21 protein-coding genes, 2 tRNA genes and 1 pseudogene are annotated in these 19,044 nt (G+C 68.2%); 8 read left to right on the top strand and 16 right to left on the bottom strand.

Annotation, left to right across the window (positions count from 1 at the left end):
* The first annotated feature begins 1 nt into the window (after nt 1).
* The 4 genes from ACK4JY_RS13455 to ACK4JY_RS13440 all read left to right on the top strand — a co-directional run bounded on the left by ACK4JY_RS13455 (nt 2) and on the right by ACK4JY_RS13440 (nt 3,347).
* Nucleotides 2–1,084, top strand: a complete 1,083-nt coding sequence (locus ACK4JY_RS13455) for an alpha/beta fold hydrolase (protein WP_409606536.1) — start codon at nt 2–4, stop codon at nt 1,082–1,084.
* Nucleotides 1,085–1,471: 387 nt separating this feature from the next.
* The gene (locus ACK4JY_RS13450) at nt 1,472–1,768 is read left to right on the top strand and encodes a hypothetical protein (protein ID WP_409606534.1); all 297 of its coding nucleotides are present in this window, start codon (nt 1,472–1,474) and stop codon (nt 1,766–1,768) included.
* A gap of 9 nt (nt 1,769–1,777) precedes the next feature.
* Nucleotides 1,778–2,905 carry a hypothetical protein gene (locus ACK4JY_RS13445; protein WP_409606532.1) on the top strand — a complete coding sequence of 376 codons (1,128 nt, stop codon included), beginning with the start codon at nt 1,778–1,780 and terminating at the stop codon, nt 2,903–2,905.
* Nucleotides 2,787–3,347, top strand: a complete 561-nt coding sequence (locus ACK4JY_RS13440) for a L,D-transpeptidase family protein (RefSeq protein WP_409606530.1) — start codon at nt 2,787–2,789, stop codon at nt 3,345–3,347. Before ACK4JY_RS13445 ends, ACK4JY_RS13440 begins: the two co-directional genes overlap by 119 nt.
* 546 nt (nt 3,348–3,893) lie before the next feature.
* Here ACK4JY_RS13440 and ACK4JY_RS13435 read toward each other — a convergent pair.
* From ACK4JY_RS13435 to ACK4JY_RS13415, 5 genes are all read right to left on the bottom strand, one after another.
* A tRNA-Ser gene (locus ACK4JY_RS13435) sits at nt 3,894–3,983 on the bottom strand.
* 110 nt (nt 3,984–4,093) lie between these two features.
* Nucleotides 4,094–5,032 carry an NUDIX hydrolase gene (locus ACK4JY_RS13430; protein WP_409606528.1) on the bottom strand — a complete coding sequence of 313 codons (939 nt, stop codon included), beginning with the start codon at nt 5,030–5,032 and terminating at the stop codon, nt 4,094–4,096.
* Between the two features lie 5 nt (nt 5,033–5,037).
* Nucleotides 5,038–5,631: a YfbR-like 5'-deoxynucleotidase gene (locus ACK4JY_RS13425; RefSeq protein WP_409606575.1), complete on the bottom strand. Its 594-nt coding sequence runs from the start codon at nt 5,629–5,631 to the stop codon at nt 5,038–5,040.
* 121 nt (nt 5,632–5,752) lie between these two features.
* Nucleotides 5,753–6,595, bottom strand: coding sequence for a methyltransferase type 11 (locus tag ACK4JY_RS13420; protein WP_409606526.1), 843 nt, complete (start codon nt 6,593–6,595; stop codon nt 5,753–5,755).
* 89 nt (nt 6,596–6,684) lie between these two features.
* Nucleotides 6,685–7,557: an AAA family ATPase gene (locus ACK4JY_RS13415; RefSeq protein WP_409606524.1), complete on the bottom strand. Its 873-nt coding sequence runs from the start codon at nt 7,555–7,557 to the stop codon at nt 6,685–6,687.
* Between the two features lie 283 nt (nt 7,558–7,840).
* Here ACK4JY_RS13415 and ACK4JY_RS13410 point away from each other — a divergent pair, with 283 nt between their 5' ends.
* The gene (locus tag ACK4JY_RS13410) at nt 7,841–8,671 is read left to right on the top strand and encodes a flagellin (RefSeq protein WP_409606522.1); all 831 of its coding nucleotides are present in this window, start codon (nt 7,841–7,843) and stop codon (nt 8,669–8,671) included.
* Between the two features lie 56 nt (nt 8,672–8,727).
* On the opposite strand, the gene ACK4JY_RS13405 is transcribed toward ACK4JY_RS13410, so the two are convergent.
* The 9 genes from ACK4JY_RS13405 to ACK4JY_RS13365 all read right to left on the bottom strand — a co-directional run bounded on the left by ACK4JY_RS13405 (nt 8,728) and on the right by ACK4JY_RS13365 (nt 15,739).
* Nucleotides 8,728–9,411: an exopolysaccharide biosynthesis protein gene (locus tag ACK4JY_RS13405; RefSeq protein ID WP_409606520.1), complete on the bottom strand. Its 684-nt coding sequence runs from the start codon at nt 9,409–9,411 to the stop codon at nt 8,728–8,730.
* Nucleotides 9,412–9,504: 93 nt separating this feature from the next.
* On the bottom strand, nt 9,505–9,690 hold the full coding sequence (locus tag ACK4JY_RS13400) for a DUF3008 family protein (RefSeq protein ID WP_409606518.1): 186 nt from the start codon (nt 9,688–9,690) through the stop codon (nt 9,505–9,507).
* 70 nt (nt 9,691–9,760) lie between these two features.
* A complete protein-coding gene (locus ACK4JY_RS13395; protein ID WP_409606516.1) occupies nt 9,761–10,924 on the bottom strand; it encodes an isovaleryl-CoA dehydrogenase in 1,164 nt (387 codons plus the stop codon).
* 38 nt (nt 10,925–10,962) lie between these two features.
* Nucleotides 10,963–12,330: a lysozyme gene (locus ACK4JY_RS13390; protein WP_409606514.1), complete on the bottom strand. Its 1,368-nt coding sequence runs from the start codon at nt 12,328–12,330 to the stop codon at nt 10,963–10,965.
* A 74-nt stretch (nt 12,331–12,404) separates the two neighbouring features.
* Nucleotides 12,405–13,817, bottom strand: coding sequence for a magnesium transporter (mgtE, locus tag ACK4JY_RS13385; RefSeq protein WP_409606512.1), 1,413 nt, complete (start codon nt 13,815–13,817; stop codon nt 12,405–12,407).
* 58 nt (nt 13,818–13,875) lie between these two features.
* A tRNA-Leu gene (locus ACK4JY_RS13380) sits at nt 13,876–13,962 on the bottom strand.
* Nucleotides 13,963–14,058: 96 nt separating this feature from the next.
* Nucleotides 14,059–14,295, bottom strand: coding sequence for a helix-turn-helix domain-containing protein (locus ACK4JY_RS13375; RefSeq protein WP_409606510.1), 237 nt, complete (start codon nt 14,293–14,295; stop codon nt 14,059–14,061).
* A 13-nt stretch (nt 14,296–14,308) separates the two neighbouring features.
* Nucleotides 14,309–14,833, bottom strand: a complete 525-nt coding sequence (locus ACK4JY_RS13370) for a DUF2975 domain-containing protein (protein ID WP_409606508.1) — start codon at nt 14,831–14,833, stop codon at nt 14,309–14,311.
* A 201-nt stretch (nt 14,834–15,034) separates the two neighbouring features.
* Nucleotides 15,035–15,739 (bottom strand): CPBP family intramembrane glutamic endopeptidase, encoded by a 705-nt coding sequence (locus ACK4JY_RS13365; RefSeq protein WP_409606506.1) that lies wholly within the window; start codon nt 15,737–15,739, stop codon nt 15,035–15,037.
* A 348-nt stretch (nt 15,740–16,087) separates the two neighbouring features.
* Here ACK4JY_RS13365 and ACK4JY_RS13360 point away from each other — a divergent pair.
* A protein-coding gene (locus ACK4JY_RS13360; RefSeq protein ID WP_409606504.1) for an IS5 family transposase occupies nt 16,088–16,860 on the top strand; the annotation gives its coding sequence in 2 pieces (ribosomal slippage) (nt 16,088–16,442 and nt 16,442–16,860; 774 coding nt in all).
* A gap of 13 nt (nt 16,861–16,873) precedes the next feature.
* On the opposite strand, the gene ACK4JY_RS13355 is transcribed toward ACK4JY_RS13360, so the two are convergent.
* Complete coding sequence (locus ACK4JY_RS13355) at nt 16,874–17,170, bottom strand: FliM/FliN family flagellar motor switch protein (RefSeq protein WP_409606502.1); 297 nt, start codon at nt 17,168–17,170, stop codon at nt 16,874–16,876.
* A 30-nt stretch (nt 17,171–17,200) separates the two neighbouring features.
* Here ACK4JY_RS13355 and lipB point away from each other — a divergent pair, with 30 nt between their 5' ends.
* Nucleotides 17,201–17,917, top strand: coding sequence for a lipoyl(octanoyl) transferase LipB (gene lipB, locus ACK4JY_RS13350; RefSeq protein WP_409606500.1), 717 nt, complete (start codon nt 17,201–17,203; stop codon nt 17,915–17,917).
* A 41-nt stretch (nt 17,918–17,958) separates the two neighbouring features.
* Here lipB and ACK4JY_RS13345 read toward each other — a convergent pair whose 3' ends face one another.
* Complete coding sequence (locus ACK4JY_RS13345; protein ID WP_409606498.1) at nt 17,959–18,510, bottom strand: OmpA family protein; 552 nt, start codon at nt 18,508–18,510, stop codon at nt 17,959–17,961.
* Nucleotides 18,511–18,729: 219 nt separating this feature from the next.
* Here ACK4JY_RS13345 and ACK4JY_RS13340 point away from each other — a divergent pair.
* Nucleotides 18,730–19,044, top strand: a pseudogene (locus ACK4JY_RS13340) (peptidase M56); the annotation flags it as partial.

The raw sequence follows: 19,044 nt of genomic DNA, 5'->3' as shown, positions 1-19,044 counted from the left end.
GTTGCCGGTCGTCGGCCGCCTGGGGCCCGCACGCGGCGATGTCGGACCTCATCAGGAACGGCGGCCGACGACCATTTCTCCCGGTTTCGCCCGCTTCATCTCTGCTGTCGCCGCCTCACGCGGAGGGAACGAAAACCGCCGCGAGCCACTGTCGCCGGCGGAGGCCCGGTCCCGTGCGAGGCGAGCGATGACAACCAGGCAGGAGCCCGCGGTCAATCTGATCGACCGCCGGGGTTGCGAGCGGGAGCGACGCTTCGTCGAGCTCCCCGACGGGCTTTCCCTCGCCTATGTCGAGGAAGGGGAGGGGCGCCCGATTGTCCTGCTCCACGGCGTCCTGACCACGCTCGAGGACATGACCATCCCTCTCGGGAGCCTGCTGGCGTCCGGGAGGCGGGTGATCGCCTTCGATCGCCCGGGCTTCGGGCGAAGCACCACCCGCCGTTTCGCGGACGCGGGCCTCTGGCGCCAGGCCGAAAGCCTCCACGCAGCGCTTGACCTCCTTGGACTGGGGAAGCCGGTCATCGTCGGCCATTCGTTCGGGGCCTCCGTGGCGCTTGCGATGGCGATGAGCCGGCCGGGCCGGCTCGGGGGTGTCGTGGCGCTCGCCCCGCTGGTCCAACCCGAGGCGCGGCTGGAGCATTTGCTGTTCAGTCCCCGGGGAGCGCCCTTCGCGCCGGAGGGGCTCGGCCTCCTCGCGGGGGCGACCAGCGACCGGGTTCTCTTCCCGTTGCTGTGGCGTGCGATGTACCTGCCCCAGTCCATCCCAAAGGCGGTGCTGGCGGACTTCCCCTTCACCCTGGCCGGGCGCCCCGAGGCCGCCGTCCGCGTGGCCGAGGACTCGGCGGCGGCCATGCCGGATTTGATCCGGCTGAACGCCTTGGCGCCGTTCTGCCACGTCCCCGTCCGCATCGTGGGAGGGGATCGCGACCTGGTGGTGCTGAACGGCGTTCATGGCCGCTGGCTAGCGGCCCTGCTGCCGCAAGGCGAGTTCATCGACCTCCCGGGTCTCGGCCATATGATACACCACTACGCGGCCCGGCGGATCCTGGAGGTGATAGACGAACTGATCGCCGACGCGGGCTGACCTTCCGGTCCTTACCGCCGGGTCTGCGCGGCGCGCCGGGCGACCCCGCCTGCACTGAGGATTCCGCCTCCGAACCTGATACGGGCGGATCGGCCAGGACGCGTTGCGGTCGGAGCGGCGGGGGGACGGGTCCTTCAATCCCGTGAGCGAAAGTTCGACTGCGGGGGCTGCCGCCGCTCCCGCATGACTCCGACGTGCCGCGCATGCCTTTGAAGTTGTTATGTAGAGGGGCGAAAAATAATGAGCCGCAGCTAAGCTGTGCTTGAGTCTGGTGGTCGACATAAGTAAGCGGGCCAATTCGCGGTCAGCAGACAAATATTGGATGATCGGAACAAGTCCCTGAAACTTTCGGTTCACTGGGCGGGATTATCCCCGCAGGAGAGTATTATGAAAAAGCAACTAGCCATCGCCGCCGCCGCGAGCGCGCTTGTTCTCGCGACCGTGGCCGTCGCCCAGACGGCCGGAAGCCAGACCGGCTCCGCCCAGAACACCAACTCCTCAACTGGCGCCCAAGGGACCGGGACGATGACGGGCCAGACCCAGTCAGGGGGCTCCGCCGCCAGCTCCGGTCAGATGGGCCAGACCGGCCAGATGAACCAGACCGGGACGCCCTACGGCGCCCAGTCGTCGATGTCCGACCAAAGCACCGGCTCGGCCAGCCAGTGGGCCGGCGAACGGGGCTGATTGGCTCAAATGGTCGCCTTGGCGACAGTGCTGCGCCGCCGGTTTGCGATCATCGTCGCTGCCGGCGGCTTCCTCCTCGGGGCCGGCGCCGTCGCCGAAGCGGCGCTGTTCCCGCCTGAGAGAGCGTTCGAAAGCGGCCTGCGGTCCGCTGCTGCTCCGGCCGAGATCGCCGGGTTCTATGCGGCCCGCCGCTTTCAGCCGATCTGGACCGAAGGCGGCCGCCCGAATGCAGCGGGGTTACGGCTGATAAAATACCTGGACCAGGAGCCGCGCGATCAAGCCGTGGAGCGACGGCGCACCCAGGAAGCAGGACTTGCAGACCTGATTCAGGCGTCCGCCCGGGGCCGGGCATCGGAGGGGACGCTTGAGGCACGTCTCTCCACCGCCTTCGTCGCCTTGGTCGCTGACGACGGCCGGACATCGCCCGGGAACGACCTGATCCGCGTCGACCCGCAGGTCCAGAGGCCCACGCCGGGCGAGCTGCTGGCGTCCGTGGCCGCCGGGGAAGGCTCGGCTGCGGCGGTGGACGCGGCGTTCCGCCGCCACCCCGAGTTCGACAGGCTATCGGCCGCCTACCGGCGCTGGCGCGCCGAATGGGGCGCGCTTCCTCCCGTGTCGACGCCCCATGGACCCACATTACGGCTCGGCGATAGCGACGATCGTGTCGCCAGGCTTCGGGGGCGGCTGGGGCTCGGCCGCCCTGGTGGCGTTCGCGACCAACTGGATCCCGTGTTTTCAGCGCGCCTGTACGACTTTCAGAAATGGCACGGGATTCGGCCGTCCGGCGAACTGGACCGCGCGACAGTTGAAGCCCTGAACACGCCCCCTGCTGAATACGACCGGCTAATCCGGCTCAATCTGGACCGGTTGCGGGCGCTGCCGGCCCGACCGGGGAAGCGGGAGGTGTTCGTCAACATCGCCGGGGCGTCCCTCACGGCCACGGAGGGGGGGCGGCCGGTTCGAACCATGAATGTGGTGGTGGGCCGGCCTGACAGCCCCAACCCCGATGCTGGCAGGCGTGATCCGCCACGTCGTTCTGACGCCTTATTGGAACATCCCCCAGGACTTGGTCCGGAGCCAGATCGCGCCGGCCGTGCGGCAAGGCGGGCCCGCGGCGTTCCGGGAGCGAGACCTTGAGGCGCTCGCGGGCTGGTCACCTGACGCCGCGGTTCTCAGACCGGAGTCCATCGATTGGCCAGCGGTCCAGGCGGGCGAGCATCGGCTCAGGCTGCGGCAGAAGCCCGGACCTCGCAACATGATGGGGACCGTAAAATTCATGCTCCCGAACAATCTTGGCATCTACCTGCATGACACGCCCGCCCGCAGCGACTTCGACCGGGCGCGCCGAACCCTCAGTGCGGGCTGTGTTCGGGTGGAAGACGCCCGCTGGCTCGGCCAGTGGTTGTTCGGCGCCGAACTGGCGTCGATGATGACGGGGCGACCCGAGCAGCGCGTCGACCTGCAGGAGCCGACGGTCGTTCTGCTCGTATACCAGACCGTCGAACCCCGGGCCGGAGGGGGGCTGATCTTCCATCCTGACGTCTACGGCCGCGACGAACTGCGTCTCGCGGCGTCGTGACTGCGCGCCTGGGCCCGCCACGTGCGAGAGGATTTGACATCACCCGTCTGGAACACGGCGCGCTCACGCGCCCGCTTCTCTCTTTTGCCTCCCGAAGCCCCCGGGCCAGGACAACCGACCCATCGGGGAGCGGTCATCTTCTGCGGGCGATCTCGACAGCAATGTCTCCGCCTGAACGTTGTTCGCCCTCCAGAGGGCCGTGGTCTCAACGGGGCGAATGCTATGTCGCCGACGCATGCGCCATTCGGAGCCGCGGTTGTGCTGGGCGTTGCCCTGAGGGCTTCTTCGACGGCGTCGCGCATCAGGATCTGCAGTGGAACGCCTTCACTTTGCGATCAATGTCGCTTCCTCATGGCCCTCAGCGATGAGTTGGGCCGGGGCGGGGGCGGGGTGGAAGATCATCGCTCGGCCGAGATCGTCCTGGGCCTGGGCCAGGTCGCATGCAAACCCTGACCTTATGATTTCGCGAACCTCGTCGGGGGCCTCGCTGAAATGCTGAATTAAAGCCCTAGTCTGGACGTTCGCGAACATCCACAAACAGGCCGGTGGCGGAGAGGGTGGGATTCGAACCCACGGTACCCGTAAAGGCACGCCGCATTTCGAGTGCGGTACATTCGACCACTCTGCCACCTCTCCGCGGGGCCGTAGGACGCTTGGTCGAGCGAGCGGCTTCTCTAATGGGGCGGGGGCCGGGCCGCAAGCCCTCGCGGACGGTTCCTTTCGGTCCGTCCCCGGAACGGCTGCAATCAGCGCAGGGCGGGCAGGGGCAGGCCGAGGGTTTCGGCCGCGGACAGGTCGCCGCGGATGGTGCGAAACAGTTCGGCCGGACGGCCGCCCGTCGCGGCGGACAGGCGGCCGGTCGGCTCGACCAGCCCGGTCCGTTCGACGCCGCGGCGGAAATTCTGCTTGTGCAGCGAGAGGCCGGCCACGGCCTCTGCGGCCGCCTGCAGTTCCGACAGGGTGAAGGTCGGGGGCATCAGGTCGAACAGCACCGGCCGGTATTTCAGCTTGCTGCGCAGCCGGCCCAGGCCGGTGGCGAGAATCCGGCGGTGGTCGGACGCCATGGCCCGGCCGGGCCCGTCGGCCAGGTTGGGCCGGTCGCGGTCGCGGGCCGCCTCGGCGACCAGACCCGCCTCATAGAGCAGTTCATAGCGTTCCAGCACCCGGCCCTCGTTCCAGCGATGCGGCGTGGCCGGGGCGAACAGGGTGTCGACCCGGCCCTGGCGGCGGGAGTCGCCTGCGGACCAGGCGGCCAGTCCGGCCAGCAGGGGCTGGAGGCAGGCGGCGGCCCCGTCGCGGCGATCCTCCCACGGGAAGATGTCCAGCACCGGCGTCCAGCGCGCCTCGGCCAGCGGCGCCTCGGCGGCGTCGGCGGTCAGGGCCAGATAGCCGACCGAGACCTCGCGACGCCGCTCAGGACCCGGTGTGGCGCGCGGGCTGTCCCGGCCCAGGTCGCCGAAGGTGTAGAGCTGTTCGACAAAGCCGAGGCGGAAGCCGGTCTGGGCGGTCACGAAGTCGCGCAGGGCCCGTTCGAAGGTGCGGTCGCGGCCCGGGTCGAACGGGCCGAAGGGCAGGGCCAGGGCGCCATCGGCCGGGGTGGTGAGGACACAGGCCTTACGCTCGCGCAGGGCGATGACCACCGCCGACAGACCGATCCGAACGCCCTGTTCCGCCGGCAGCCCCATGGCCGCTATTCCGTGTGCCAGGCGTCGGGGGCGGGGACCAGGCCGACCGCCTCGGCCAGCACCCGGTAGCGCTCCAGATAGCGCTGCTGGGCGATGGGCGCGGGCAGGGGGTCGATGGTCAGGTCGTAGCCGACGGGCGGCTTGCCGAAGAAGCCCAGCGCCTCGGTCGGCGTGAAGCCGGCCAACTGGGTCGCCTCGAAATTGGCGCAGGCCTTGTCGGCCTCCTTGATCAGCTTCTTGATCGCCAGCGGCGTCTTCGCCGGCAGGCCGAAGCGAATGTGGATGGCGTGCTCCAACCGGGCCTCAAAATCCTTGTAGCTGACGCCGAGGGCGGCCTTGAACGGCGAGATCATGTCGCCGATGACGTATTCCGAGGCGTCATGAAGCAGGGCGGCCAGACGCCATTTCGGCTCAAGCCCCGGCCGGATGTGCGCCGCCAGATCCTCGACCACGCAGCTGTGCTGGGCCACCGAGAAGGCGTGCTCGCCAATGGTCTGGCCGTTCCAGCGCGCGACGCGGGCGAGGCCGTGGGCGATGTCCTCGATCTCGATGTCGAACGGCGAGGGGTCGAGCAGGTCCAGACGGCGGCCGGACAGCATCCGCTGCCAGGCGCGCGGCGCAATCTTGGGGGACGATCGGGGCGTGACGGCCAAGGCGTATTCCTGCTCGCTGGGCAGGTCAGGTGACCCATCCGGTCGGTCCGATCAACCCCGGGCGCGGTTATTCGCCGACGTTGAGGGTCACCAGTTCCTTGGCGTCCTCGAACACACTGCCACGTTCGCGGTCGCGCGATCGCACCGTAGCGACGACCAGCGGGCCGCCGGCCGGGCCGCGCGCCTCATAGCCGACCAGCCGCCAGCCGGCCTCCGACGGCCGGTTGTCGGTCAGGATCCAGCTGGCGCGGGTCGACTCGCCGCCGGCGCTGGTGCGGATCTCCGCGGCGTCCTGATGGGCCTGGACGCTGACGCTGTCGCCCTCGCCCGATCCGGAGCCCGAGCCTTCGATATCGACGGCGCCGTCGCCATCGCTGGCGTCGATATGGAAGCCGCCGATGCGGACGCTGGCCTGGTCGCCGCGGGATTCGATATGCAGCCCGGGCAGGCTGACGGTGGCGTCGTCCCCTTCGGTCTGGATGTCGACGCCGGGGCCCTTGATCGAGGCGCGGTCGCCGGCGGCGGACGGTTCGGTGGTCCCCCCTGCCGCCGCCTTGCCCTGGTCGGCCGCCGCCGTCAGTTGCGCCACGGCCTGAGGCATCGCGGTCGAGAGGCGCTGCTCGAACGCCGTCAGGGTCTCGGCCGGCGTGGCGCCGTCCAGCTTGACCAGATGCAGGCTGACCTCGGCTCCGCGCGGTCCTGCGTAGGTGCAGACGGCGCCCCCGGCGGTAGCCGACCCCTTGCGGGTCAGCGAGCCCATGGTCTGGGGGCAGTGCAGGGTCTGGACCACCTTCAGCGCGCCCTTGGCGTCACTGTCCTGGGTGTGAGTCGAGGAGATGCGCACGGAGTCGCCGTCGCAGGCCGCGGTCAGGGCTGCGAGGCAGAGAGCGGGCATCAGAAGCGAACGCATGGGCATTGTAACGGTCCTTGTCGCCTTCATCCTGCGCTCCGGTCCTCTGGAATCCAGTGAAATCGCGGTAATCGGCGGCGGGGGCCGGGTTAGGCGCCCGGCCGGGCGCCTTCGCGGCGGCCGAGGAAGGCCAGCCGTTCGAACAGGTGGATGTCCTGCTCATTTTTCAGCAGGGCGCCGTGGAGCGGCGGGATCAGCTTGCCGGGCGTCTTCTCGCGCAGGGTCGCCGGGTCGATGTCGCCGACCAGTAGCAGCTTCAGCCAGTCCAGCAGTTCGGAGGTCGACGGCTTCTTTTTCAGCCCCGGCGTATCGCGGATTTCGTAGAAGGTCCGCAGCGCTTCCGCGACCAGCCGCGGCTTTATCCCGGGGAAATGGACCTCGACGATAGCCTTCATCGTCTCGTCGTCAGGGAAGCGGATGTAGTGGAAGAAGCAACGGCGCAGGAAGGCGTCGGGCAGCTCCTTCTCATTGTTCGAGGTGATGACAACGATCGGCCGGACCTCGGCGCGAATGGTCTCGCCCGTCTCCTGGACGAAGAACTCCATCCGGTCGAGCTCCTGCAGCAGGTCGTTCGGAAACTCGATGTCGGCCTTGTCGATCTCGTCGATCAGCAGCACGGGACGGGCAGGGGCGGTGAAGGCCTCCCAAAGCTTGCCCGGCTTCAGATAGTTGCGCACCTCGTGCACCCGCTCCTCGCCGAGCTGGCTGTCGCGCAGGCGGGAGACGGCGTCGTACTCGTACAGGCCGTTGTGGGCCTTGGTGGTCGACTTGATGTGCCAGGTGATCAGCGGCGCGTTCAGGGCGCGGGCGATCTCATAGGCCAGCACGGTCTTGCCGGTGCCCGGCTCACCCTTGATCAGCAGCGGGCGCTCCAGCGCCACGGCACCGTTGACGGCGATCTTCAGGTCGTCGGTGGCGATATAGTTCGAGGTGCCCTCGAACCGTTCGCTCTGGCGGGTCATGCACGGCTCCAATGCTGAGACGACAGGGGTAGCGAAGCCGTCCCGGGTAAACAACGATCATATGGTGGATCGGCCTTGGCTGCGGCGGAAAGTCCGGCCGGCGCCCGCGTCCCGGCGGACAAAACTGCCGGGCTCCGGCCGCCGCTGAATGAAAAAATAGCGCAATAACAACAGCGTGTGGCTCGTGGTTTCGCGGCCCGAACCTTGCGTAGCCCTGCGTGAACCAGAACCGGTTCTACGGCCAGAAGGCCGTTTTCCCCCGACCAGAATGGAAGGACAACCGATGGTTATGTCGGTCAACACGAACGTGGGCGCTATGGTAGCGCTCCAGAACCTGAATGCGACCAACGCCCAACTGGCTGTCACGCAGAACCGGATCAATACCGGCAAGTCTGTCGCGAACGCCAAGGACAACGGGGCCATCTGGGCGATCGCCCAGGGCCAACGCGCCGAAATCGGGGCGCTGGGCGCAGTGAAACAGTCTCTCGATCGCGGCGTCGCCGCGGTCGATGTGGCGCTTGCGGCGGGCGAGACGGTCTCCGACCTCTTGCTCCAGATGAAGGAGAAGGCACTCGCGGCCACGGATGCGTCGTTGAAGACCGCGGCTCGCGCCGCTCTGAACGAGGATTTCACCGCCCTGCGCGACCAGATCGCTTCGGTCACCGCCAACGCCAGTTTCAACGGGGTCAACCTGCTGGACACGGGCGCGACGGGGTTCGAGGCGTTGGCCAACGCTGACGGCTCGTCGACCCTCACGGTCGGCGCCGAGGTCCTGGCTCTGGGCAGCACGAACGTCTCGATCACAGCGTCGCAATCGATCAGCACCCTGTCCGACGCGACCGCCGCAATGACGGACGTCTCGGATTCCATCGCCGCGGTCTCCGGCGCACTCGCGCGTCTGGGCACCAAATCGAAAGCGCTCGCCACTCACATCACCTTCGTCGGCAAGCTGACGGATGCGCTGGAGGCGGGTGTGGGGAACCTGGTCGACGCCGATCTGGCGAAGGAAAGCGCCAAGCTCCAGGCTCTGCAGACGAAGCAGCAGTTGGGGGTTCAGGCGCTCAGCATCGCCAATCAGACGCCGCAACTCATCATGTCGCTGTTCCAAGGCTGACTGTTATCCGGTTCTCGCAGGCGTCGGAGGGTTCGCCCTCCGATGCCTCGTGCGTTTCAGCCGCCGAAAAGCCCGCTCAGCCAGGCCCATGCTTGAGGCAGCAGGCCGTTGAGCCAGGTCCAGACCGGCAGCAGATAGGGCGACACCCAGGTCCAGGCCAACCAGATGATCAGGGCGGCCGTGCAGATCAGGGCGATGGCGCTCCAGGCCAGTATGATGGCCAACCCGTCCCGCTGCATCAGGCCGAACCCGAAGGTGGCGATGATCAGCGCCGGGATCAGGTTGCCGCCCCAGATCGGCAGGATCAGGATGAAGGCCAGAAGCACGGTGGCGACGCCGATCAGCACCTCCGAGACCTCGCTGGTCATGATCGAGAACCGGGGTCGCGATAGCCGCTCCATCTTTCGCAGCCGGGGCAACAGCCGGGCCACACCATTGCGGTAGGTCTCGCGCTCTATCCAGCGCCGCAGCGCCCAGCGCGGCAGCCACAACTGATCCTGGCGGATGGCCAGCTGGAACCCCATCAGTAGCAGGGGCGCGCCGAGGATGGTGGTCGTGCCGGGAATGATGCCGATGGCGATGTTCAGCAGGCCGAAGAACAGCATCAGGGCGCCAAAGCCGCGCTCGCCAAAGGCGTTGATCAACTCCCCCAGATACAGCTTCGGGTCGTCCTTGACGCCGATGTCCTCGATCACCTGCGAGAAGGATCGGCTGTCGCTCTGATAGTCGTAGTCGGGCATCGGCTGCGGGACTCGGGCGACGGGAAGGTTCGATCTAGGCAGGGTAGCGCGCCCGCGCCACTTAACAATCGTCCATTGTGGCAAGCGGCCGGATCAGTCCTTGACGTGCTCCGGCTTCCCCTTGCGTTTGGTGTGGGCGAAGTCCTCGAGCTGCTTTTCCGTCATCGACTCCGCCATCGATTTCGAAGCGCCCTTGAGTCCGGACTTCGGCGCATCGCCGCGCTTGGCGGACAGGGCGGCTCCGGCGGCTTTCTGCTGGGCGGCGGATTTGGCGGGCATGGCGGGTCTCCCTTGGCCGGACAAGCAACCGGCCTCGCCGCCTCCCGGTTCCCGACGACGGGCCCCGTCCTCAGCTGCCGAGCAACTCCCGCCCGATCAGGAACCGCCGGATCTCATTGGTCCCCGCGCCGATGTCGTACAGCTTGGCGTCGCGGACCAGCCGTTCGACCGGCCATTCCTTGGTGTAACCGGCGCCGCCGAGCGCCTGGACGGCCTCGAGACTGACCTTCACCGCGTTCTCGCTGGCCAGCAGGATGGCGCCCGCGGCGTCGTAGCGGGTTGTCTTGCCTGCGTCGCAGGCGCGGGCGACGGCGTAGACATAGGTCCGGGCCGAGTTGAGGGCGACGTACATGTCCGCCACCTTGGCCTGCATCAGCTGGAAGCTGCCGATCGGCTTGCCGAACTGCTTGCGCTCGCGAAGGTAGGGCAGGACCACGTCCATCGCCGCCTGCATGATGCCCAGAGGGCCCGCCGCCAGCACGGCGCGCTCGTAGTCGAGGCCGCTCATCAGCACGCCGGCGCCGCCGCCGACCGGGCCCATGACGTTCTCCTCCGGGACCTCGCAGTCCTCGAACACCAGTTCGGCCGTATCCGAGCCGCGCATGCCCATCTTGTCCAGCTTCTTCGAGACGCTGAAACCCTTCATGCCCTTTTCGATCAGGAAGGCCGTGACGCCGCCGTTGCCTTCGCCGGTGCGGGCGTAGACCACCAGAGTGTCGGCGTGCGGGGCGTTGGTGATCCAGAATTTCGTGCCGTTCAGGACATAGCGGTCGCCGTCCTTGCGGGCCTGGGTGCGCATCGACATGACGTCGGAACCGGAGCCGACCTCGGACATGGCCAGCGAACCGACGTGTTCGCCGGAAATCAGTTTGGGCAGGTATTTACGCTTCTGCTCTTCGGTGCCCCAGCGGCGGATCTGGTTGACGCAGAGGTTGGAGTGGGCCCCGTAGGCGAGGCCGATCGAGGCCGAGGCGCGCGACACCTCTTCCATCGCCACCACGTGTTCGAGATAGCCGAGGCCGAGGCCGCCGTGCTCTTCCTCGACGGTGATGCCGTGCAGGCCCAGTTCGCCCATCTCGGGCCAGAGCTCGCGTTTGAAGGCGTTGGTCTCGTCGATCTCCGCGGCCAGCGGGGCGAGACGGTCGGTCGCCCAGCGGGCGGTGGTCTCACGGATCATGTCGGCGTTGTCGCCGAGGCCGAAATCCATCGATTGGGGGGCGTTGGGAATGCTCATGCCGGCGGGGGTAGCACCGCGCCGGGCGGCTGGCAAAGTCAGTCCCGACGACCCCAGCGGGCGTACAGATTCCACGACGACACCCCGACGCAGATCACGCCGATCAGGGCCAGGACCCATCCAATCACGAGATAGTCGCTCAGGCTGGTCTGATCGACCATGGCCTTGCGGAAGGCGGCGGCCGCAGCCGCGCAGGCGGTCAGGCCGGTCACGCCCATGATCAGGAAGGCCCCGGTCACGCTCCAGTCGAAACGCCGGGGCGCGACCGCCTCGACCTCATGGCGCAGCACCGAGGCGGTCGGCTCCTCGTCGAACAGGACGCTGTCCGCGGATGACGGCTCCGGCGCGGCGCGCTGATCAGGCTCCCACCTGGGGCGTTCGGCCTCGATGAAGTCGGCTTCGGTCGCGGGCGTCAACACCAGCGGCGGATCGAGCAGGGGCGGGAAGGGCGACAGCCCCGGTTCCGGCGGGACCAGCGGGACGACGGGCCGCTCGGTTTCGGGCTCGACAATCGGCGCTTCGGGCGCGGTCCCGACGGCGGAAGCGGGTGCAAGGTCGTCAGCGGGCGCGTCGGCGACAACCTCGTCCACCGGTGCGACGGGAGCGGCGGCGTCCGGCGCAGGGTGCGGGGCGCTCGCGGCGGGGAAGCCAGGCAGCGGGCCGACGATGGCCGCGGCGTAGGGCGAATACCGCTGCACGTGCACGGTGGGCAGCGCGGGCGCGGCCCGGAATGGCGTGGGCCGGAAGGTGGCGGCCTCGGGCGCCGTCGTCGCGATCGCTTCGCCCGGCGCCGGCTCCGCGGACGTGTCCGGCGACAACTCGCCCAGCAGGGTCGCCACCGCAGCGGCCCGGGCTTCGGCGGGCGCATTCAGCCCGGCGTCCCGTGCCTCCTCCGGCGTGTCCGGCGCCGGCGGTGGCAGGGGCGCGACCAGGAGGTCGGCCAGATGCATCGGACGGGCCGGATCGGCGACGAACAGGGCTCGCTCGGCGGCGCGGCGACGCAGGCGCGTGTCCGGCGACGTCGTCTCGGGCCAGCCGATCAGGGCGTCGGCCGCCTCGCTAGCATGGCCCTCGTTCAGCTGCTGCAACACGTCCGAGGCGAGGAACCGTTCGACGCCGACGGAAATGGCGAAACTGGCGAGGGCGTCGAACTGATGCTGGTTGAGGGGGGCGCCGACGCCCTCCCTCAGCGCCTTCACCACCGGCAGCAGGTCGTACTGCAGCAGCAGTTCGGCGTCGGACTCGCTGACCGTCAGACCCTCGCGGGCCGAGGCCGTGTGGCCATAGCCGATGACCCAGCGGCCAGCCTCGTTCCGCGCCGCGCGGGGCCGGAAGCCCTCAAAGCTCTTGATGAGGACGACTCCCTCGCGGGAGACCTTCAGCGGATGGGTGGTCGCGTCAGACACCGGATTGACCCAAATCGAGACGGACGTGCTCGCTCAGCGGGAGAACCAGCAAACTCCGCGCCGGTCCAGCGGCATTACAGCAGGACGATCGTGGCCAGACCGAGGAAGATCAGGAAGCCAAAGAAGTCGGTCGTCGCCGTCACGAACACCGCCGAGGACACGGCCGGGTCAAACTTCAGCCGCGACAGGGTCAGGGGCGTCAGCATGCCGACGGTGGCGGCGACCAGCAGGTTCAGCACCATGGCCGCCGCGATCACGGCGCCGATCCTCCAGTCCTGGAACCACAGCGCCGCCGCTCCGCCGATCAGGGGCGCCAGCACCAGACCATTGGCCAGACCCACCACGAACTCGCGACGGAAGGTGCGCGGGGCGTTGGAGCTGTTCAGCTCGCGCGTCGCCAGCGCCCGCACCGTGACGGTCATGGACTGGGTGCCGGCGTTGCCGCCGATGGCCGATACGATCGGCAACAGGATGACGAGGGCCACGATCTGCTCGACCGTGACCCTGAACCACGAGATGACCACGGCGCTCAGCACCGCCGTGCCGAGGTTGATGGCCAGCCACGGCACCCGGCCGCGCACGATCTCGGCCACCGACGAGCCGCGATCCTCGTCGGACACGCCGGCGAGGCGCAGGATGTCCTCGCGGTTCTCTTCCTGGATGATGTTGACGATGTCGTCGACGGTGATCTGACCCACCAGGCGGCCCGCCGAATCGGTCACCGGCGCCGAGATGAGGTGGTATTTCTCGAAGATGTAGGCGACCTCTTCCTGGTCCTGGTCGACGGCGATCTCGTTGACCGGCTCCATGATGTCGGACAGGGCCACCGTGCGCGGGGCGCGCAGCAGGCCGCTGACCGGCACGCTGCCGACCGGCCGGTTCAGCGGATCGACGACATAGATGTCGAAGAACAGCTCGGGCAGGTCCTCGCCCTGTTTGCGGACGTGATCGATGGTGTCGCCGACGTTCCAGAACTCCGGCGCCGCCATCACCTCGCGCTGCATCAGGCGGCCGGCGGAGTCCTCGGCATAGCCCAGCGAGCTCTCGATCGCGGCGCGGTCGACGTCGGGCATGGCGGCCAGCACCCGCTCGCGCTGGTCGTCCTCGAGGTCTTCGACGACGGCGGCGGCGTCGTCGGAATCGAGCTCCTGCAGGGCCTCGGCCAAGGTCAGGTGCGGGACGCGCTCCAGCACCTCCTCGCGAATGCCGTCGTCCAGCTCGGGCAGGGTTTCGGCCAGCAGGTCAGCCGGCAGCCACAGCACGACCACGCCGCGGTGCTCGACGGTCAGGAAGCCCATCAGGTCGGCGACGTCGGCCGGGTGCAGGTCTTCCAGCAGGGAGCGGAGTTTCAGCCCGTCGCTGGCGTCGGAGGCGTCGACGACTTTTTCGACGAAGGCGGCCGTCAGGACGTAGTCATCGTCCAGGGCGTCGTGATCGGTTTCGCTATCAGCGGCAGGCGGCAGGGAGGCTTTTGCGGTGGTAGTCACGCTCGGCCTCCCTGCCATGTATCAGCGATAAGTCGTTGATTTGCCTTACATAAATCGATGGTGCGGTCGAGAAGACTCGAACTTCCACTCCGGTTAGGGAACAGCGACCTCAACGCTGCGCGTCTACCAATTCCGCCACGACCGCTCGCATCGGAGGGGGGCTGATAGCGGAGAGACGCGGGGAAGGGAAGGGGGGTTGTGGAGGCGCCGGAACGGCGACCCGCCTGGCGTCAGCAGCGGCTCAGCCTTCCCCCTGTTCTCCGCCCGGCTGGGGGCCGGGGGCCTGGACCATGAGTTCGCCGGGCTGGCAGTTCAGTTCCCGGCACAAGGCGTCCAGGGTGCTGAAACGAACGGCGCGAGCCTTGCCTGTCTTGAGGACGGACAGATTGGCGATGGTGACCCCGACGCGGTCGCTGAGCTCGGTCAGGGACATGCGGCGGTCAAGGAGCAGACGGTCGAGCTGGACAACGATAGCCATGTTCGGATCCCCCTCAGACCGTCATCTGCTGATCGTCGCGCATCGCCGCGCCCTGGCGAAACACCTCGGCGAGCAGGAAGACGATCAGGATGCCCAGCCACGCGCCGAGGTCGAGCTGGTAGTCCCGGTCGCCCGCGAGGTCGTGAGGCACGCTGACGGCGAGGATCAGCGCGCTGACCTGAACGCCGATCAGGCCGAGGCCCACTCCCCGCAACCGGCCGACATTGGCGGGTTCAAAGGCGTCGCCCAGATTAACGGCCAGAAACATCCGGCGCAGGCGGTTGATTATCCACCAGGTGCTGCAGGTGGTGACGAAAGCGGCGAGGAAGGTGATCCGTTCGTTGATCGCCAACGGGCGAAGGCTGTCTTCTTGCCGGTCGGCCAGACCGTCGATGAGGCCGGTCGCGAATTCGGGCTGCACCAGCGACCCCAGTAAAGCCAGTGCGGTGGCGACGACGCCAATGGTGATGAACACGTTTACGAAGCCCAGGACCCAGCGCAGGGCGCTGGCGACCGAACGTTTGCCAATCAGTCTCATTGAAAAATCTCCCCTCGGCCGTCCAAACCGGCCATACCGATAATCGATATATACGTATCGAGTACCGATCAAGATATTTATCGTTTTTCGAGATGAAAGCTTCGTAATGTCAGCTTTGGGGATCCGGCCCCGCGGTCCAGGTCGCCCGCCGCGGAGATCTCCGATAGCCGACGCGGACGGTCGGACGGGAGCCTTGCGCCGTCAGACGGCGGTTTCCGAAGCCTCGCTCCCGGGCAAGTTCTGTCGCGCGAACGCGGCGAAAGCTATGGCGCGAAGGTCCAGGACCACGTGGAGGACAATCGGCACGAGCAACGTCCCTGTGGCGTAGTATGCCCCACTGAAGAACAGCGCCCCCGCCGCAGCGACGATCATCCCGCGCCATCCCTGCCCTGCATGCGCGAGTGCGAACATCAGCGCGGAGACGGCCACAGCCGGCAGCATGGAGAACCCAAAGGGTTCGGCCATGAAGTATCGTGGGAGAAACGCCCGGAAGATCAATTCTTCACAGATGCCAGCTGTGATGGAGACCGCTGCGAACAGCACCATCTCGCGGTTGCTCCGCGGCAGCATGTAGGCGACGCTCGCCGTGGCCGCGACGACCTTCTCACGCGTCGGCGCGTGTGCCGCGCCGGCCACCACGGGAGCCAGCATCGCCGCAAGAACCGCTGCAGTGAGGGCGGCGGCGACAATGGGGGAGAGGAGTGCTTGCGGCGCGGCCACCAGAACAGCGAGGGGGCTGAGATAGAGCACCCAAAAGGCAAGAGCCCAGAGCACAGCGACGATCGCCAGGTAGCTCGACTCGCGGCTTTGGGTGGCGCCCAGGCGGCGCAGGCGACGGGCGTCCCAGATGTCCCACAGCGGCACTGCGACGAGAAGCACGATAACGAGCGCGTGGGACGACATCATTTCTACCTCTTGTAAAATCGCAGGCGCCGAAGCGTCCCGCCGGCCGCAGTCGCGCCCGCTGCCGCACGCGACTGGACGACTACGGGGCGGCCCCGGCTTTTGAGCATCTCGATGTTGGCAAGGCGGGAGGAAAGCTGATGCTGGAAGCGTGCTTCACAGGCTGAGGGGGCCATCTCGTCCCCCGGCTGTCAAGTCCGCAGCGGGTCACGAGCCCAGTGACGTGCGGGCTGCAGGCGGACCCGTCGAACGACGAAATTACGTGCACGCCCCCTAGGTCCAATCGACATTCAGGGATTCACGTCGGCCTGAATGCGTGATTCATAGGTCTCCGCTTTTGCGGAGGGCGGGATGGGTGTGAGGCGGTACGAACTGAGCGATGCGCAGTGGGAGCGGATTGCGGCGCTGCTGCCGGGCAAGGCGGGCGATCCGGGCCGGACCGGCTCGGACAACCGGCTCTTCGTGAACGGGGTGCTGTGGGTTCTGAGGTCGGGCGCGCACTGGCGCGACCTGCCGGAGCGCTACGGCAAGTGGAAGACAGCGCACCAGCGGTTCAGCCGCTGGTCGCGGGCCGGCGTCTGGGAGCGGGTGTTCGCCGACCTGATCAAGGACCGGGACAACCAGTATCTGATGCTCGATTCCACCTTGGTGCGGGCGCACCAGCAGGCGACGACCGGTCGGGGCTCCGGCCCAAAAAGGGGGGCCTCGATCCGGCTGTGGGGCGTTCCCGAGGTGGACTGACGACCAAGATCCACATGGCCTGCGACAGCCTTGGCCGGCCCGTCCGCCTCCTGCTCGCGCCGGGCCAGTCCAGCGACGTCCAGGCCGCTCCTGCCCTGATCGACGGCTTCCGCCCGACCGCCGTCATGGCCGATCGCGCCTACGATTCCATGGCCCTGCGCGACCACCTCGCCGGGATCGGCGCCGAGGCCGTCATCCCGTCGACCCGCTCACGCAAGACCCCGATCCCGCACGACCGCGCCCTCTATCGCCTGCGCAACCGCATCGAGCGGTGCTTCGCAAAGCTCAAGCATTTCCGCCGCTTCGCCACCCGCTACGACAGACTGGCCGCCCACTTCCTCAGCTTCGTCCAACTGGCCGCCGCCATGGTCTCGATGCGCTGAATGTCGATTCGTCCTAGGCCGCGCCGGCCATGAAGTCGTAGACGTCGGCGGCGCGGGTGACGGTGATGGCGATGCGGTCCTCGCGGATCTCGATCTCGCCGCGCGCCACCGGATAGTTGTTGGCCAGGATCCAGACCTCGTCGCTCTCCGAGGCGTCGAGCGGAATCACCGCCCCGCGGCCCATCCGCAGCAGCTGGCTCATCGGCAGCACGGAGCGTCCGAGGACGACCGAGATCTCGACGTTGACGGCTTCGATCTGGCTCACGGGGGACTCTGATACTGGCGGGGACTGGGCGGGTGGTTGTTGCATGGCGCTCCCGATCCCCACATTGAGGGCGACATGCTTTCCCAGTCCTTAAGCCCTGCCGTAACGAAGCTGATGCGCGAGGACGGCCGCCCCGTCGAATGGCTCGTCGCTCCCCAACCGGTTGACTATCCGGCCGCCGTCGCGGCGATGGAGGCGCGGGCCGCGGCCATCGCCGCCGGCGAGGCCCCCGAACGGGTCTGGCTGCTGGAGCATCCGCCGCTCTACACCGCCGGCGTGTCGTCGAAGGACGCCGACCTGCTGGACGCCGGCCGCTTTCCGGTGCACCGCACCGGACGCGGCGGCCAGTTCACCTATCACGGGCCGGGCCAGCGCGTGGCCTATGTCATGCTGGACCTGAACCACCGCGGCCGCGACGTGCGCGCCTTCGTCCGCGGGCTGGAGCAGTGGCTCATCGGCGCCCTGGGCGAGTTCGGCGTGCCCGCCGGCGTGCGCGAGGGGCGCGTCGGCGTCTGGGTCGAGCGGAAGGGGCCGGGCTGGAGCCGGGAGGACAAGATCGCCGCCATCGGCGTCAAGGTGCGCAAATGGGTCAGCTTTCACGGCGTCAGCCTGAACGTCGAACCGGACCTGACCCACTTCGGCGGCATCGTCCCGTGCGGCATCCAGGAACATGGCGTCACCAGCCTGGTCGACCTCGGCGTCCCGGCGACAATGGACGAAGCCGACGAGGCCCTCAGAGCCAGTTTCCACCGGGTGTTCGGGGCGACGGTCGGGGCGACGCCGCCCGCGTGAAGGGAGAGCAGCCGCCGCCGGCGACCGCTCTCCTCCGGCCGCTAGCTGAGGACGACGATGGCCACGCGGCGGTTCTGGGCGCGGCCTTCCTCGGTGTCGTTCGAGGCCACCGGGGCCGCCTCGCCATAGGAGATGGTCGCCATCCGGTTCAGGGCGATGCCGTCGCGGCTGAGGAAGCGGCGCACCGCCTCGGCCCGGGCCTGACCCAGCTGCTCGTTATAGGTCTCGTCGCCCACCGAGTCGGTGTGGCCCTGGATCTCGAGATAGACATTGCGGTTCTCGGCCTTGAGCCGCTGCGTCAGCTCGGCCAGCCGGGCCTCAGCTTCCGGCGACAGGGCGTCCTCGTCGGTCGGAAATTTCATCGAGTCGTCCGACAGCACGACCTCATAGAGGAATTTTCCCTCGGCCAGATGGTGGGCGGCGTTGGCGCGCGACAGGGCCTCGCCGGCCGTGCCTTCGACGGCGGTGACGCGGTTGTCGACCACGGCGAGGTTCTCGCGCACGAATTTGTGGCTGGCGCAGCCGGAGGCGGTGAAGCCGAGGGCGAGAACCACGCCGGAAAACGCGGCCGTCCTGAGAGTCGATCTGTTCAAGTGAAGTCTCCTGTGTGTCCCCGACGGCCCAGCTAGCTGAGCCGTCACGGCGGAGTGATGACGGGTCCGGGGCGAGAAAATGTCAGCTTGACCATATGCAGCGTTGCTTGCGCCCGCTGTCGCCACGATCCTGACGCGAGCAAATGATCTGCAGGGAGACAGATCAGGTCTGCGACGACACTCGGACGGTGAATGTCTGTACGAAACGTGGATCGGGGAATGCTGTCATCCGGCCGGCGGCGCAACCGCCTGCTCGCCGGGGCGGGCAGCGTCGCCCTGCATCTGGCCCTGCTGGTCGGCGTGGTCCTGATGCGCCCGCCCGAACCGCCGCCGGCCCCCGTGCAGACGCCGCGCCCGCCGGTCGAGATTACCCTGTTCCGCCCGCCGCACCCGCCGCCGCCCACGCCTGAGCCCGAACTCCGCGCCGAGGCGCCCGCCGACGGCGGGGCCGCCGCGCCGCCGGCAGCCGCTGAACCCGCTCCCGCGCCGCCGGCGCCGCCGCGTCCCGCTCCGCCCCGTCCGGCCCCGCGCGCC

This window comes from Brevundimonas sp., assembly GCF_046295595.1.
GTDB lineage: Bacteria > Pseudomonadota > Alphaproteobacteria > Caulobacterales > Caulobacteraceae > Brevundimonas.
Note: the sequence above shows the minus strand (reverse complement) of the source record. Positions and strands in the feature narration are given on the sequence as shown.